Source organism: Vibrio comitans, assembly GCA_024346835.1.
GTDB lineage: Bacteria > Pseudomonadota > Gammaproteobacteria > Enterobacterales > Vibrionaceae > Vibrio > Vibrio comitans.
On record AP024866.1, the window covers coordinates 2,858,288 to 2,874,544 of the forward strand.

The window sequence follows — 16,257 nt, forward strand, 5'->3', positions numbered from 1 at the left end:
ATTATTGGAAATCTTGTAGATTCCAGTTGCCGATATCAGCGGCTGGACCTTCGCCACCCTCTTGACCATCAGCGCCTAGAGTAAAGATATCAATGTTGCCGTTATCACCAGGGCTCAGGTATTGGTACTCATTACCCCATGGATCAGATGGAAGACGACGAATGTAGCCATCATTACGGTAGTTACGTGGCTCAGGAGAACCTGTTGGACGGCTCACCAATGCATCCAAACCTTGGTCTGTAGTTGGATAAACACTGTTGTCTAGCTTGTACATATCAAGTGCATTTTCCAATGCCACGATATCGGTAATCGCTTTCTGTTGGTCAGCCTTCTCTTTGTTACCCAAAAGGTTAGGCACAACAAAGCTTGCCAAGATACCTAGGATAACGACAACAACCATAACCTCTAGCAAGGTAAAGCCTTGTTGTTTCTTATTATATTTCATTTTTTTCTCCATACACTCGGGCAGAAACATTAGGCGCCCGAAACCAAATTATTCAACTCAAGTAGCGGCATCATAGTCGCTACCACAATAAACAATACAATCCCTGCCATAAATACGATCAGTAATGGCTCAAAGATACCCAAAGCAAGGTTCACTTGCGATTCAAAGTCTTGGTCTTGGTTATCCGCTGCACGAGTCAGCATTTGCTCCAACTCACCAGACTGTTCACCACTGGCAATCATGTGCAGCATCATCGGCGGAAAGAGCTTACTTTGTTGCAGGGAATGTCGAAGGCTTGCACCTTCGCGCACCTTATCAGACGCTTCATATACCTGCTTCTTAAAGAATTTATTACCCATTACCTCGGCTGCAACTCGCATACCATCCAGCAATGGAATCGCACTAGCGGAACAAATCGCAAGAGTACGCGCAAAGCGAGAGGTGTTAAGCCCTCTAGCTACTCGGCCAATAACTGGCACTCTAAGCACCTTATGATCCCAACTTAACCTAAGCGCTGGTTTTCTTAATAAAATCTTAGTGCCCACAATTAGAGCTAAAATGCTGACAACCAGCAACACGCCATAGTCTTGAACAAAGTCACTGGCGTTGATCAAAATTTGAGTGGAGGTAGGCAGTTCTTGCCCCATCTGGATAAATTGGTCAACGATCTTAGGGACTACTGTCGCCAATAAGAAACCGATAACACCTACCGCAATTAGGGTAAGCATAATTGGATAAATCATGGCTTGTTGTAGCTTAGAGCGAAGCTGTTGACGTTTTTCTGCATAGTCCGCCAGACGTTCTAGTACCGCATCTAAGTGACCCGATTTTTCACCGGCGGCCACCATGGCGCAAAAAAGATCATCAAAGATGGCTGGATACTCGCGCATGCTATCCGCGAGGGTATAGCCTTCAACAACCTTTGAGCGAACACTTACCAACATACTGCGGATACGCGCTTTCTCTGATTGCTCAGCGACGGCTCTTAGACACTCTTCAAGTGGCATTCCTGCTTGTACTAAGGTAGACAATTGACGAGTTAACAAAGCAAGTTCAGGGGTACTAATTCCGCGCTGAAAGCCTTTAGACTTAGCCGCTTCTTGCTTGGCTTTAGTTTCGGTTATTTCAACCGGCATCAGGCCCTGTTCTTTTAGACGGTGCCTTACCTGACGGGCATTATCACCTTCAATAACACCCTTTTTCTGGCGTCCTTTGACATCCAGTGCCTTGTATTCAAATGCCGCCATTACTCTTCCCTAGTCACTCGCATTACTTCTTCAAGGGTGGTCTTGCCGGCTCTCACCTTTTCTAGACCATCTTGACGGATGCTTGGGGTAGAAGCACGAATTGCCAGTTCTATCTCTTGTTCGCTCTGCTCGCCATGGATCAGCTCTTGCACTTTTTCATCGACAACGAGAAGCTCATGAATACCGGTTCGACCTTTATAACCCTTATGGTTACAGTGCTCACAGCCATTAGGCCTATGCAGAACTAAGTCATCTTCAGGTTGCAGGTTAAACAACTTTTTCTGTTCAGAATCAGCTTGGAATGGTTGCTTACATTGTTGACACAAAGTACGTACCAGACGCTGAGCTAAGATACCGAGCAATGATGATGAGATAAGAAAGGGTTCTATACCCATATCTCGCAATCGGGTAATCGTACCCACTGCGGTATTGGTGTGTAGCGTGGACATAACCAAGTGACCAGTCAAAGACGCCTGTACTGCGATCTGTGCGGTCTCAAGGTCACGAATCTCACCAACCATCACCACATCGGGGTCTTGACGCAAGATAGCTCTCAATCCGCGGGCAAAGGTCATATCAACCTTAGGATTTACCTGAGTCTGGCCGATACCGTCGATATCGAATTCGATTGGGTCCTCTACAGTCAGAATATTGCGCTCAGCACTATTCAATTCCTGCAAGCCTGCATACAAGGTGGTTGATTTACCAGAACCCGTAGGTCCGGTTACCAAGATAATACCGTGAGGTCGCTTGATAAGGGTTTGGAAATTAACGTGATTGTGCTGCGCCATACCTAAGCTATTTAGGTCTAGTTGCGTCGCATTTTTATCGAGAAGACGCATCACCACTCGCTCGCCATGAGACGAAGGCATAGTAGACACACGCACATCTACCGCACGCCCACCAATCAGTAGCGAGATACGACCATCTTGAGGTACACGCTTCTCGGCAATATCAAGCTTAGCCATAACCTTAACTCTAGACACCAATAATGGTGCTAGTTTACGGCTTGGCGCAAGGACATCACGCAGTACACCATCCACACGGAAACGAATGGACAGTGACTTCTCGAAGGACTCGATATGAATATCTGAGGCTCCTTCTTTGATGGCCTCACCTAGCATGGCGTTGATCAGTTTAATGATCGGCGCATCATCTTCAGCTTCGAGCAAATCTTCATTTTGTGGCAGCTCTTCTGCCAACGAGAAGAAATCGTCGCTGTCTGCACCGATATCTTCCATTAACTGTCGCGCTTCAGATGAATCACGCTGATACGCATCAGAAAGCTTTGAGTCAAAACTCTTCTTGTCCAGCTCAACCAACTGAATGGGTAACGACGAAACTCGAGTCACCTCTAGCAGGGTTGAGGTCTGCAGCGGTTCAATAAAAAACAGCTGGTTAGCGCTGGCATCCGCGTTAGGTTCAAGCACTACGTTAAAGCGCTTGGCAAAGCTAAATGGCAGACGAGTCATACTAGTCTCAAACCTTGAAAACGCACCACTCTCCATTACTTCGCTTCCACTTGCTCAATAAAGGCTTGTAGCTCAGAGGGACGACGAGCCTCATCACCGAACTTAGGCATCACAGGTACTAGATCATCCGACATCAGTCTCAGACCTTCCTCTGCTTTGTACAGTTGCTCTGCGCGAATGTAGTTGTACTTACGTTGGGTAATGCCATCAGCCGACATTCCGTCACGGATAATTGTTGGCTTAATGAACACCATCAAGTTTTTCTTTTCAACCTGAGTACTGGTAGATTTAAACAACTGCCCCAACCAAGGGATGTCACCCAAGATTGGCACCTTAGATTCACTCTCCAGCGCACGCTCATCAACCAGACCACCTAGAACTAACATCTGGCCATCTTGAATCATTACCGAGGTATTCAATTGACGCTTAGCAAAACGGACATCCACTGCGCCATTGGCACCCAATACGTTCGAAACCTCTTGTTCAATTTGCAGCTGAACAGAATCACCTTCGTTGATCTGTGGTACCACCTTCAACTTGATACCCACTTCTTTTCGGTCAACGGTTTGGAATGGATTTTCATTGTTTGATCCCGATGTCGAGCCAGTCAGTACAGGTACCTCTTCACCCACAATGAATGACGCCTCGCCATTATCCATTACCGTAATACTCGGAGACGATAAGATGTTGGAGTTTGAATCTGTGGCCACCGCACTAATTAATGCCGTCCAATCTCCCATAGCTAGACTGATCGCCGCACCATTCACACCACCAAGTGCTGAAGCCAAGGCTGTATAATCACCCGCTTCTGTTGTGGTTTCATTTCGAAGGAAATTGCCGTTTTCATCGTATACCGCAGTCGTGGTCTCGGTATCTTTCGCTTCTTCAAGACCTACCATTACCTGACCAATCGGTGCTCCCGTATTGCCATACTGGATCATTGCACCTGTTTCTAGGTTACCCCATTGCACACCAAGGTTGATGCCATCACCTTCAGACATTTCAACAATCAAGGCTTCAATCAGTACCTGAGCACGGCGGATATCTAGCTGTGCAATGATGTCGCGCAGCGCCTTCATAATATCGGGCGGCGCAGTAATCACGAGGGAGTTGGTTCCCTTGTGTGAGGAAATCATTACTTCTGAATTTGGGTTTCGAATAGCAGCAGTGCCACCCTGAGCGGTTTTCTTAGCCGCAGCTAGGTTGTCCGAAACTCCCTTTAGAACATCTACAAGGTCTTCAGCATTGGCATTTTTCAGGTAAATAACTTGGTTATTTCCCTTAACGGCCATCTCTTTATCTAACTTAGAGACTACGCTTCTTAGGCGATTACGTACCTGAGGGTCACCCGAAATCAATACAGAGTTTGTACGCTCATCAGCCACTAGCTTTGGTTGCAAGAAGGCAGGCGTGTTCTTAGCGTCGGTAGTCTTATTCAAAGCTTCGACGATACGAACCATTTCCGCTGCCGACGCATTTTGAAGCTCTACAACCTCGATGGATTTATCACCAGCTTGGTCAACTCGCTCAATGATTTCTGCCAATCGATTTACAACGGCCGCTCGACCAGTAATCAGAATAATGTTGGCAGGGTCATAGTGAACAACGTTACCGGCACCGGCGTTGTCGTTCAACTGGCGTAATAATGGTGACAATTCGCGAACCGAAACGTTACGCACAGCAACAACGCGCGTCACTACCGCATCGCCAGTGACGTTAGAATCTCCAACTACTGGAACTGCTGAGGTTTTCGCGTCTTTAGCCTTTATGACTTTAAGGACACCGTTTTCCATTTCAACAACGGCAAAACCATACACCTCAAGAACACTAAGGAAAAACTGGTAATACTGCTCTTCGTTAAGCACATCGTAGCTACGCACATCAATCTTGCCCCTAACAGTAGGGTCAACAATGATGGTTTTCTCTAAGTTACGTCCGACGATATTGATAAACTCGCCGATATCCGTTCCCTTGAAGCTGGCGCTAAATTCATTGGCGCTGAATGCTGGCGCACACGCTAAACTTCCCATCAACAGCCATGCGCTCTTGCTAAACCAACTTTTCACTTAATACTCCCAAAAAAAATCAATGGCATTCCATGCCGAGCATGGCTTTCATAGTTAAGCCGATGCTTCCTAGTCGATAATATCTCTATTACCAAACTATAGTTGTAAATAAATATCGTAGCGTTGACCTTCTCGCTCAACGGTGAGGTTAATCTCACTTAAATCGCCCAAAGACTTCCAAATCTCGCCCATTGCTGACGGTTCGGTAAGATCCGCACCATTGAGTTCTACTGCTATATCGCCATCTTGCAGGCCCACAGAATCAAACAAAGCACGCTCGCGTCCTGGACGAACACGATAACCGACCAACTTACCGTCGCGATTAACTTGAGATAGACGAATATACTTGAGGAACTGCTGAGGATTCTCTGATATTGCTGCTTTGATAGAATCTAGGTCACCTAAGTCGACCTCTGGGTTATTACCCTGAACATTCGATTGAGGCTGCTGTTGCGCGATCTCTTGTACATCCGCAACGCGCTTATATTCTATCCCTTCTAACATTAAGGTTTCATTACGACCTTGGTTTTCGATGATAACTCTATCTTTTAGCACGTTACGCAGCTGAGCTCGCGTGCCATCAATCGTCTCACCAATCCCATAGGTGTCCTGATTTCCTCTGTTAGCAATAACCGCTAAACTGTTTTTCTGATTGCTGCTGGCAACCACACCCACCAATACAAGATTTAAACGTGTTTTCGGAGCATCAACGACTTGCTCAACCACTGCTGGCGCTTCTTCTGACTCTTCACCAAATAGGTTTGCATCGAGCAAAGGAGCGATATCAGTACCTTGTTGCTGGCCTGTAGAGGTTCCAACATTAGCGGTTGAAGGTCTCCAGCGCTCAACACCTGATTCCGATCCCATTAAATGCCAGAATAAATGACCACACAGCCAAGCGGAGGTGACTAGCAAAACAAAAGTCAATCCTCGAGCAATTATCGCCTGCTGATTCACTACACTATTTAGTAGTTGATTGGCTTTGTGCGAGTATGTGGAAAACTTAGACAAAACAGGTCCTTTTGAAGTACTGACTTCCATAGTATATGCCACTGAGGCATTGGTGCTACTGGGTTAAATTGGTGCGCAAGGTTACCATAAATAACATTACCAAAATTAGACAGCCAATAAATTCGAATGTAAATAAATGCATTTACTTGAAAAATGATATATCCGTCACCATTAATTTGGCTGCTGGATAACACTTAGAGAGCAAAGATCACTATGAGTTCCAATACCGAGTCTGTAAGACTAGACAAATGGTTATGGGCAGCACGCTTTTATAAGACCCGTTCAATCGCTCGTAACATGATTGATGGTGGCAAGGTCCACTATGATGGGCAGCGTAGCAAACCGAGCAAAATTGTGGAACTAGGGGCTACCATTACCCTACGACAGGGAAATGTTGAAAAAACAGTTAGAATAGAAAAAGTTTCTGACCAACGACGCGGAGCACCTGAAGCGCAGCTACTCTACAGCGAAACAACTGAGAGTATCGAGAAGCGAGAAAAAACCGCTTTAGAGCGCAAGATGCACGCACATAACCCGAGTCCTGAACGTCGTCCTGATAAAAAGCAACGACGTGACCTGATTAAATTTAAGAACCAATAAGCTGGAGTTTCCTAATGGAAAACAACGTGTTAAATCGTTACTTATTTGAAGATTTATCTGTACGTGGCGAACTAGTACAGCTAGATAAAGCCTATCAAGCCATCCTAGACAGCAAGCAATACCCAGCTGCGGTTCAAACCTTGCTTGGCGAACTACTAGTGGCTACATCACTACTGACAGCAACTCTAAAGTTTGAAGGCTCTATCACGCTTCAATTACAGGGCGACGGTCCAGTATCATTGGCGGTAATCAACGGTGACAACAACCAAAAAATGCGTGGTGTTGCTCGCTTCGAGGGTGAGGTCCCTGAAACGGCGACTTTGCATGACATGCTAGGCAAAGGTCACTTGGTTATTACTATTTCACCTGATAAAGGTGAGCGCTACCAAGGCGTTGTGGGTCTAGAAGGCGATTCCCTTGCAGAGGTTCTAGAGGCTTACTTTGAGCGCTCAGAGCAGCTAAAAACACGCCTGTGGTTCTGTATTGGTGAGCATGAAGGCAAGCCACACGCTGCGGGTATGTTGTTGCAGGTTGTTCCTGATGGCACTGGCTCTGCGGATGACTTCGAGCACCTAGAGCAACTTACTGACACAGTGAAGAACGAAGAGTTGTTCGGTCTACCTGCCAATGAGTTGTTGTACCGACTGTACAACCAAGAAACTGTTAAGCTGTTCGAACCGCAAGAAGTTGAATTCTTCTGTGGCTGTTCAAGAGAACGCAGCGGCGCGGCAATCATCACTGTAGCTCGCGAAGAAATTAACGATATCTTGGCGACTGAGGGCAGCGTAGGTTTGCATTGTGACTACTGCGGAACTACATACGACTTTGATGCAGCTCAAGTAGAAGAATTGTTTGCTAACGCAGAGAATAAGCCTACATTGCACTAAGCTCACAGTTTGAGCATTTTATAAACCGGCCAAGTGGGCCGGTTTTTTTATATCCATCACCTTTCATAGCGAAAAATGTTCATAAAATCCGCATTGACTCGCATTTTTAGCACGAAATATGCCAATTGTGCGCTTTTATGATCAACTTCAAGACTTATTCCCGTCCAAATCCTGAACTACAAAAACGTGATCCTTGTTGAAAAAATAATCAAAAAAGCCATATATAGTCAGTGTTAAGAAGATTACTTGCTAGACCAAAATACTTATAAATTCAGTAACTTCAAAATTATTCTTACTATAAATACCCTACAAGGAGCACCTATGACCGTTATGGAACATACTAAGGCTGCAAACATCGATCTTACTCAATATGGTATCAACGGCTCTACCGAAATCGTTCGTAACCCGAGTTACGAAACGCTTTTCGCTGAGGAAACCAGTGAAACACTACAAGGTTACGAAAAGGGCATAGTGACAGAACTAGGCGCTGTAGCGGTAGATACTGGTATTTTCACAGGGCGCTCTCCAAAGGATAAATTCATTGTTAAGGATGACACCACACGTGAAAACATGTGGTGGACAACAGATACAGTTAAGAACGACAACAAGCCTATCGACAAAGCTGTTTGGAATGACCTAAAGCAGCTAGTAACCAATCAACTTTCTAATAAACGTCTATTCGTAATTGACGGTTATTGTGGTACTAACCCTGATACTCGCTTAGCCGTTCGTATCATCACAGAGGTAGCTTGGCAGGCTCACTTCGTGAAAAACATGTTCTTACGCCCCTCTGAAGAAGAGCTTGTTACCTTTAAGCCCGACTTCGTGGTAATGAATGGTGCGAAATGTACCAATGATAAATGGCAAGAGCATGGTCTGAACTCGGAAAACTTCACAGTATTTAACCTAACAGAGAAAATGCAGCTGATCGGTGGCACCTGGTATGGTGGCGAGATGAAGAAAGGTATGTTCGCAATGATGAACTACTTCCTTCCTCTGCAAGACATCGCTTCTATGCACTGTTCTGCAAATATGGGTGAAGAAGGTGACGTTGCGGTATTCTTTGGTTTATCTGGTACGGGTAAAACAACCCTATCGACCGATCCTAAACGTGCATTGATCGGTGATGATGAACATGGCTGGGATGACGATGGCGTGTTTAACTTTGAGGGTGGTTGCTACGCAAAAACCATCAAGTTATCGAAAGAAGCAGAGCCTGACATTTACAACGCTATTCGTCGCGATGCACTATTAGAGAACGTGACAGTACGTAATGATGGTTCTATCAACTTTGATGATGGTTCGAAGACCGAGAATACTCGAGTCTCCTACCCAATCCATCATATTGAAAACATCGTTAAGCCTGTTTCTAAGGGCGGGCATGCGAATAAGGTGATCTTCCTATCTGCGGATGCATTTGGCGTTTTACCACCGGTGTCTAAACTTACCCCAGAGCAGACTAAGTACCACTTCCTTTCTGGCTTCACAGCTAAGTTAGCAGGTACTGAGCGTGGCATTACTGAGCCAACGCCAACCTTCTCTGCTTGTTTTGGCGCAGCGTTCCTAACCTTACACCCAACTAAGTATGCAGAAGTACTAGTGAAGCGTATGGAAGCGGCAGGTGCTGAAGCTTATCTGGTTAATACTGGCTGGAATGGTTCAGGCAAGCGTATCTCTATCCAAGATACTCGCGCGATTATTGATGCCATTCTTGATGGTTCTATCGAGAAAGCAGAAACCACCACTATCCCTGTGTTTAACCTAGAAGTGCCTAAGTCACTACCGGAAGTTAATCCTGAGATCTTGGATCCTCGCGATACTTACGTTGACCCATTGCAGTGGGAAAGTAAGGCTTATGATTTGGCCGAGCGCTTTATCAATAACTTTGACAAGTACACTGACAATGATGAAGGTAAATCACTAGTTAAAGCTGGACCACAGCTCGACTGATCATCCTTCTTGTGAATCAAGCCCCTGTTTCAGGGGCTTTTTTATTGATAAACAATAAGATATAAGTCATCTTTACCCATACGTGAACACCATTGGGAAATAGGATGAAGGCTGTAATCAAAATCAGTTTCTGGGCAATCTTGCTGTTAATAGCAGGGCTTGCTGCGCTGTTTCTGATCTTACAAACCTCTCATTCAAGCTGGTTAACTCAGCAAATCCTGTCTCGTATCACCAACAATGCTATTCAGATTGAAGAGTCACACTATCAATATCCCGATCAATTGACTCTATCTAGAGTGACCGTCCCTCAGCCCAATGACTCTGTCATAGTCATAGATAACGTACAATTAAGCTTCGAGGCACAATGGCGCTGGCCTAAACCACTCTCAATTACCAATGTGCTGATCTCTGGAGTCAACCTACCCGAAGGGATCCCTGACAAAAAAGCGCTCGATGACCTAGTTCAGCATTGGCAGCCTCAACGTGTCGAAATCCGAGGCATGGATTTTGCGAACAACGACTTTATCGCTCGAGATATTCAACTCACCTACACCCCGAAAGCGCCTTATCCGCAAGGGTACCTCAATATCGATAGTGAGCAGGTGTACTGGAAGGGTGAAGCCTTTGACAATTTCAAAGCCAGAATCAATTACATTGAAGACAAAACACAGCTAGATCTTGTCAGCTTTAATTGGCGTGGAGGCGAAATTCAATTCATTGCTGAAGAAAACAATGATGACTGGGTAATTAACGATGCGTTGGTGAGAAACCTTCACCTTTCAGAGCCGCTATTCGCTCAATCAGAGCCACCGCCACTGCTTCCTCTTCTAAAGCAAATTACGATGATTGAGCACCTAGAGATAGAACGCTCTAGTTGGCAGGCCAATGACCTTGCGCTCAACCAAATGCATCTACAACTCAGCAACTGGGACCTACGCAAAGACTTGTGGGCACAAGATAGTCCTTTCCGGTTCTCAGCAGAGAGCGTTGCTTGGCATGAGCAATTACTACTCGAGCCACAACTGTCAGGGCATTTTTCATCACACGGTATCGGGTTCGAAAAATTTACTTTTCTATTTGAGCAAGGCCAATTCACGACCAGCGGTAAGCTGTCAGAAGATAGCGTTCTTCTCAATGAGCTCGAGGTTAAAAACCTAGAGTGGAGTATTGAAGTTCCTGATATTCATGATGCTGTATTGAAGTACCTAGGTAGCCTAAAGAGGATTGAAATTGAGAAGCTTAAGGTAGAACGTAGTCAAATCATTGATATTTCTACTGACCATCACTGGCAGGCATCCAATGTAAATGCCGAAGGCAGGGAACTTGTCCTCAAGAAAGGCGGTACATGGGCTCTTTGGAATGGCTCCTTTGCCGCTAGTGCGAATAGCCTGTCCGCATTTGGCATGACTTCGATCAAGCCCTATCTAGAAACCGATACCACTGACGGACTTTGGCACATAAGACAACTCTTTGTGCCTATCAATGATGGGTTAATCAAAGCAGATTCTTCGATTGACCTAGGGCTTGCCAGTTATCCGTGGCAAGTATCAGTTCAGGCCTATGGCCTGCCTTTAGAGGAAATTACCCACCCACTAGATGCCGCCATCGATTGGAGCGGACTTGCCGACTTAACCATTGACTTAAGCGGACTTGGCGGTGATGAATTGATGCTAAAACACAGCCTTGATGGGCAGGTAAAAATAGCCCCTCATGATGTACTACTGACTTTACCTTTCTCCCCCAAAGACCAGCACTCAGTGATCATTCCTGAGGTGAACATCAAGGCAAAGAGAGGGGTCGTAAAAGTGTCGGAGATACAATTCGTCAGTCAAGACTTGTCTGGAAGCGTACAAGGCAGTGTTGATCTGGTTGATCTAGAAGGAGGGAATATTAAGTTTCACCTCAGCACAGATTGCCTGTCGCTGTCTTCAACACTGCCCAAAGGGCGAAATCAAATATCGATGACCTGCCCTAAATCTGATACTCAAGAAAAACCCTAAACACTTAAGGTTTTGTTAGCCTTCGAGCTCGGTAGTAATACATAAGTACCTGTAAACTCTACCGCTTCTTGTGTTCCACTATAGATAAACACCTTAATAATGATTCGCGCACGACGACCACCTTCTAATCTATCAAGGTCTCCACTAATGCCATCCAAAGAGGTACTTGCTTTCGGGCTCTCTTTTACAGGATGACGATAGCGAATGTTACTATCCGCAAGCACGATATCTGCATGAAGATTTCTCTCTTTCATCAATAACCAAGCCATCCCCCACCCTGTCAGGGTCGCCAAGGTAAATGCAGAGCCAGCAAACATTGTATTGTGCGGATTAAGGTTTGGGTTTAACTGAGCAACACACTCAAACTTGTAGCCCGTATACTGGTTGATCTTAATCCCCATTTTATCACTGATGGGGATCTGCTCTTCCCAGCGACTTTGCAACTCGTTACACCAATCCGGACGTCGCAAAACGTTCGCCATAGGGTCGATAGCTTTAATCATTTGCTGATGGCGGACGGGGCCTCGCTCGTCGCTCAACGCACCTTGGCTTTCAAAACCATTATTGCGATAGAACTCAATAGCGTCTTCGCGAGCATTACACACCAGTCGCTTTACGCCCTCTTCTCTAGCCAGAGACTCTAGAGCGACCATAATCAAAGAGCCAACGCCTTTACCCTGGCGGTTCTTTTTCACCGCCATATAACGGATCTGACCATCATCATCGGCAGTAACGTACAGGCGTCCAATTGCAACTGGGCGACCTCGACTGTCTACGATCATACGGTGATGGCTTAGCTCATCGTATTCATCTCTTTCTGAGCCCTTTGGCCTTTGCCAAGGCTCACGCAGCATCTGCCAGCGAAAGTGATAATACTTTTGCAGTTGATTTTCAGTTCTTGGTGTAATCAGTTTAAACATATGAATTCAGATCCATTTGAATCAATCAGTTATAGAACAACAGACTTAAACTTGAAGCCAGAAGGTAACAGGACCATCGTTAACCAGCGAGACCTTCATATCTGCAGCAAATCGACCACGCTCAGTCGGAAGCACTTCCGCGCATCGATCAGAAAAGTACTCATACAAGCGCTCTGCATCCGCAGGCGCTGCACCACGTGAGAACCCAGCTCGAGTTCCTTTCTTAGTATCAGCAGGTAGGGTGAATTGGGAAACTACCAATACACTACCATCAACTTGCTTCACATTCAGATTCATTTTGTCTTCATCATCACCAAATACGCGATAGGTGGTTACCCTTTCCATCAAACGTTTAGCTTTGGCTTCATCATCATCTCTTTCTACGCCAAGTAGGACTAATAAACCTTTACCGATCTCTCCGACCACTTCACCGTCGACCTTTACTGCGGCCTCACTCACTCTCTGAATCAGAGCTATCACTTCGAATCCTTTTTCTCATTAATTTATCTTGGTAATACAAAAACCATTTAATACTGAATGGTTCATCAACCCGCCACACCTCATCTTCACCCAAGCTGGCTGTGATTTCGGCACCGATCAACACTATCATCCAACAAAGATAAATCCACATAAATAACAGAGGTACCGCTGCCAAAGCACCATAAATCAATTGGTACGAAGGGAACTGCGACACGTAGTAAGCAAACAGTTTCTTGCTTATTTCAAACAAACAGCCGGCAACGAACGCACCCGCTAAAGCATGATTAAAGCGAACCTTAATATTAGGCACCAACAGATAAAGGCCAAAGAACGCGAGGAAAGAAAAGGAAATAGGCAACAGGCCATACACCAAATGCACCGTATCTTCGCTCCACACCCGTAATGAGCCAATATAAGAAGAAAAGACCAAGCTCATGCCCACTAACACAGGGCCTAGCGTGAGTACCATCCAATACATAGAGAATGAGTACACTGTGCGACGTTTTTTACGGACTCGCCAAATGTAGTTGAGGTTTTTATCTATGGCCGAAATCAGCAGCAGGGCAGCAAAAAATAGGAATATTAATCCTATCGAAGTCATCTTACCCGTATTAGCAATAAATTCGTTCAGGGTAAGCTGAATAGCCTCACCAGCAGCAGGTACAAAGTTGCTAAATACGAACTGCTGAACCGTATCCCCTACACCATCAAATAAAGGCACACGCGATAACGCAGTTAAAGTAACTGTTGTTAAAGGAACCAAAGACAATAGAGTGATGTAAGCCATATAACCTGCATTCACAGGTAGTCTATCGTGCTTAGCTCTTTGATAGAGGTAGCCAAAGTAATGTAAAAAAACATGTACCCAGCTTGGGAGATTGAGCATTTACTGCGTCCTGCTGTAATACCAATAGTGGTTTGAAAATGGCAACGTATTCACAAGTCATCATGACTTGTCGCTTTAAAAATCAATTTACTATACCAATCGTACTAAGTAATTAATAATTCTAGCTGGCTAACACACTCGATAACTGCGTTAGAATTTTTGATTGTAGAATAAATACTTATCGAAAAATCCTGCCTTGTTCTCAAGTATTTTTCCTGCGCTATTTCTGTTCGCTGACTTAGTGTGACTGGTATTACGAAAGAAGTTTCAGTCTAGCAAAAAAAACAGCCCCGCAGAAGTGAGCCAAAAAAGGGACTCCTGCGGGGCTGTATTCAGACTAAGCTGTGCACTCAGTACACAGCTAGTTTGAGATTAGATTACTTAGCTGGACGTGCTGCGCGCTTACGCTCGTTCTCAGTAAGAAGTTTCTTACGGATACGAATGTTTTCAGGCGTTACTTCTACTAGTTCATCTTCATCAATGAACTCAAGAGCTTGCTCTAGAGTGTGCTTGATAGGTGGAGAAAGAACCTGAGCTTCGTCCGTACCAGAAGCACGTACGTTAGTTAGCTGCTTACCTTTAAGACAGTTAACCGTTAGGTCGTTTGAACGGTTATGAATACCGATAACTTGACCTTCGTAAACTTCGTCAGCGTGCTGTGCAAACAGACGACCACGCTCTTGTAGGTTAAACAGAGCATAAGTCAGAGCTTTACCTGTTGCGTTCGAGATAAGAACACCGTTGTTACGTTGACCGATTACGCCGCCTTTGTGAGGACCGTAGTGATCAAACGTGTGGTACATCAGACCAGAACCAGATGTCAACGTTAGGAACTCAGTTTGGAAACCGATAAGACCACGAGAAGGCATCATAAAGTCCATGCGAACACGACCTTTACCATCTGGAGACATATCTGTTAGCTCACCTTTACGTAGGCCGATATTTTCCATGATGCCACCTTGGTGCTCTTCAAGCACATCGATGGTTACTGTTTCGTATGGTTCTAGAAGTTGACCGTCTTCTTCTTTAACGATTACTTCTGGACGAGATACTGCTAGCTCGAAACCTTCACGACGCATGTTTTCAATAAGGATCGAAAGGTGAAGCTCACCACGACCAGATACACGGAAACGGTCAGGGTTGTCAGTTTCTTCAACGCGCAATGCTACGTTGTGTACCAATTCTTTCTCTAGGCGCTCAAGGATGTTACGTGAAGTAACGAACTTGCCTTCTTTACCCGCGAACGGAGAAGTGTTTACCTGGAAAGTCATAGTAACTGTTGGCTCATCTACAGATAGAGGAGTCATAGCTTCTACGTTGTTTTGATCACAGATAGTGTCTGAGATTTTCAGCTCACCAAGACCTGTGATTGCAATGATGTCACCTGCGTTTGCTTGCTCAACTTCATGACGGTCAAGACCAAGGTAACCAAGTACCGTGCCTACTTTACCGTTACGCTTTTGGCCTTCAGCGTTCACAATTGTTACTTGCTGGTTAGGCTTAACAGAACCGCGAGTTACACGACATACACCGATAACACCAACGTAAGAGCTGTAATCAAGCTGAGAAACCTGCATTTGCAGTGGACCGTCTAGGTCAACGTCTGGAGATTCTACTGTATCAACAACAGCTTGGAACAATGGTTCCATGTTCTCGCCAGTTTCGCCTTCTTCCATTGTTGCCCAACCGTTAAGCGCTGAAGCGTAAACAACAGTAAAGTCTAGTTGTTCGTCAGTTGCACCTAGGTTGTCGAATAGATCGAAAACTTGGTCCATAACCCAATCAGGACGAGCGCCAGGGCGGTCAATCTTGTTGATTACAACGATTGGCTTAAGGCCGTGTGCGAATGCTTTTTGTGTTACGAAGCGAGTTTGAGGCATTGGGCCGTCAACTGCATCTACGATAAGCAAAACAGAATCAACCATAGACATGATACGCTCAACTTCACCACCGAAATCGGCGTGTCCTGGGGTATCTACGATGTTGATGCGATAATCATTCCAGTTAATTGCAGTGTTTTTTGCAAGAATGGTAATGCCACGCTCTTTCTCGATGTCGTTCGAGTCCATTACGCGCTCTTCAGCTTCACCACGAGACTCAAGCGTACCCGATTGCTGTAGCAGCTTATCAACCAGTGTTGTTTTACCATGGTCAACGTGCGCAATGATGGCGATGTTTCTTAACTTATCAATCTGTGGAGTAGACATGAATAGAGTTCACTCAGTAGCGTCTCGGCGGTTTGCCGATGACAGGAATTAAAAAAATTTGCGGTAATGTATCAGATTTTAGCCAA

At 45.2% G+C, this 16,257-nt stretch carries 13 protein-coding genes; 4 read left to right on the forward strand and 9 right to left on the reverse strand.

Features of this window, described 5'->3' with window-relative positions:
* Position 1 precedes the first annotated feature (1 nt).
* The 5 genes from gspG to gspC all read right to left on the reverse strand — a co-directional run bounded on the left by gspG (position 2) and on the right by gspC (position 6,271).
* Positions 2-445 carry a type II secretion system major pseudopilin GspG gene (gene gspG / locus OCU46_RS13185; protein ID WP_141271739.1) on the reverse strand — a complete coding sequence of 148 codons (444 nt, stop codon included), beginning with the start codon at positions 443-445 and terminating at the stop codon, positions 2-4.
* A gap of 29 nt (positions 446-474) precedes the next feature.
* Positions 475-1,692, reverse strand: a complete 1,218-nt coding sequence (gene gspF, locus OCU46_RS13190) for a type II secretion system inner membrane protein GspF (RefSeq protein WP_141271738.1) — start codon at positions 1,690-1,692, stop codon at positions 475-477.
* Entirely contained in the window at positions 1,692-3,200 is a 1,509-nt protein-coding gene (gene gspE / locus OCU46_RS13195) for a type II secretion system ATPase GspE (RefSeq protein WP_141271737.1), read from the reverse strand. The genes gspF and gspE overlap by 1 nt, the downstream gene beginning before the upstream one ends.
* On the reverse strand, positions 3,200-5,230 hold the full coding sequence (gene gspD / locus OCU46_RS13200; protein ID WP_141271736.1) for a type II secretion system secretin GspD: 2,031 nt from the start codon (positions 5,228-5,230) through the stop codon (positions 3,200-3,202). Before gspD ends, gspE begins: the two co-directional genes overlap by 1 nt.
* Before the next feature lie 96 nt (positions 5,231-5,326).
* Positions 5,327-6,271 (reverse strand): type II secretion system protein GspC, encoded by a 945-nt coding sequence (gene gspC, locus OCU46_RS13205; RefSeq protein WP_141271735.1) that lies wholly within the window; start codon positions 6,269-6,271, stop codon positions 5,327-5,329.
* Between the two features lie 183 nt (positions 6,272-6,454).
* On the opposite strand from gspC, the gene hslR reads away from it, so the two are divergent.
* The 4 genes from hslR to OCU46_RS13225 all read left to right on the forward strand — a co-directional run bounded on the left by hslR (position 6,455) and on the right by OCU46_RS13225 (position 11,678).
* Positions 6,455-6,841 (forward strand): ribosome-associated heat shock protein Hsp15, encoded by a 387-nt coding sequence (hslR, locus tag OCU46_RS13210; protein WP_141271734.1) that lies wholly within the window; start codon positions 6,455-6,457, stop codon positions 6,839-6,841.
* 14 nt (positions 6,842-6,855) lie between these two features.
* A complete protein-coding gene (hslO, locus tag OCU46_RS13215; RefSeq protein ID WP_141271733.1) occupies positions 6,856-7,728 on the forward strand; it encodes an Hsp33 family molecular chaperone HslO in 873 nt (290 codons plus the stop codon).
* A 321-nt stretch (positions 7,729-8,049) separates the two neighbouring features.
* Positions 8,050-9,678: a phosphoenolpyruvate carboxykinase (ATP) gene (pckA, locus tag OCU46_RS13220; protein ID WP_141271732.1), complete on the forward strand. Its 1,629-nt coding sequence runs from the start codon at positions 8,050-8,052 to the stop codon at positions 9,676-9,678.
* A 104-nt stretch (positions 9,679-9,782) separates the two neighbouring features.
* Complete coding sequence (locus OCU46_RS13225; protein ID WP_141271731.1) at positions 9,783-11,678, forward strand: AsmA family protein; 1,896 nt, start codon at positions 9,783-9,785, stop codon at positions 11,676-11,678.
* Here the strand turns inward: OCU46_RS13225 and OCU46_RS13230 are convergent.
* The 4 genes from OCU46_RS13230 to typA form a co-directional block, all read right to left on the reverse strand.
* Positions 11,675-12,598, reverse strand: a complete 924-nt coding sequence (locus OCU46_RS13230) for a bifunctional GNAT family N-acetyltransferase/hotdog fold thioesterase (protein WP_141271730.1) — start codon at positions 12,596-12,598, stop codon at positions 11,675-11,677. The two genes, OCU46_RS13225 and OCU46_RS13230, sit on opposite strands and share 4 nt — an antisense overlap.
* Before the next feature lie 45 nt (positions 12,599-12,643).
* Positions 12,644-13,078, reverse strand: coding sequence for a D-aminoacyl-tRNA deacylase (gene dtd, locus OCU46_RS13235; protein ID WP_141271729.1), 435 nt, complete (start codon positions 13,076-13,078; stop codon positions 12,644-12,646).
* Entirely contained in the window at positions 13,050-13,964 is a 915-nt protein-coding gene (locus OCU46_RS13240; protein ID WP_141271728.1) for a virulence factor BrkB family protein, read from the reverse strand. The genes dtd and OCU46_RS13240 overlap by 29 nt, the downstream gene beginning before the upstream one ends.
* A 377-nt stretch (positions 13,965-14,341) precedes the next feature.
* A complete protein-coding gene (typA, locus tag OCU46_RS13245; protein WP_141271727.1) occupies positions 14,342-16,171 on the reverse strand; it encodes a translational GTPase TypA in 1,830 nt (609 codons plus the stop codon).
* Positions 16,172-16,257: the final 86 nt, after the last annotated feature.

Coding starts and splice junctions, on each gene's coding strand:
- gspG (WP_141271739.1), bottom strand. CDS start 445: ATGAAATATAATAAGAAACAACAAGGCTTTACCTTGCTAGAGGTTATG.
- gspF (WP_141271738.1), bottom strand. CDS start 1,692: ATGGCGGCATTTGAATACAAGGCACTGGATGTCAAAGGACGCCAGAAA.
- gspE (WP_141271737.1), bottom strand. CDS start 3,200: ATGGAGAGTGGTGCGTTTTCAAGGTTTGAGACTAGTATGACTCGTCTG.
- gspC (WP_141271735.1), bottom strand. CDS start 6,271: ATGGAAGTCAGTACTTCAAAAGGACCTGTTTTGTCTAAGTTTTCCACA.
- hslR (WP_141271734.1), top strand. CDS start 6,455: ATGAGTTCCAATACCGAGTCTGTAAGACTAGACAAATGGTTATGGGCA.
- hslO (WP_141271733.1), top strand. CDS start 6,856: ATGGAAAACAACGTGTTAAATCGTTACTTATTTGAAGATTTATCTGTA.
- pckA (WP_141271732.1), top strand. CDS start 8,050: ATGACCGTTATGGAACATACTAAGGCTGCAAACATCGATCTTACTCAA.
- OCU46_RS13225 (WP_141271731.1), top strand. CDS start 9,783: ATGAAGGCTGTAATCAAAATCAGTTTCTGGGCAATCTTGCTGTTAATA.
- OCU46_RS13230 (WP_141271730.1), bottom strand. CDS start 12,598: ATGTTTAAACTGATTACACCAAGAACTGAAAATCAACTGCAAAAGTAT.
- OCU46_RS13240 (WP_141271728.1), bottom strand. CDS start 13,964: ATGCTCAATCTCCCAAGCTGGGTACATGTTTTTTTACATTACTTTGGC.
- typA (WP_141271727.1), bottom strand. CDS start 16,171: ATGTCTACTCCACAGATTGATAAGTTAAGAAACATCGCCATCATTGCG.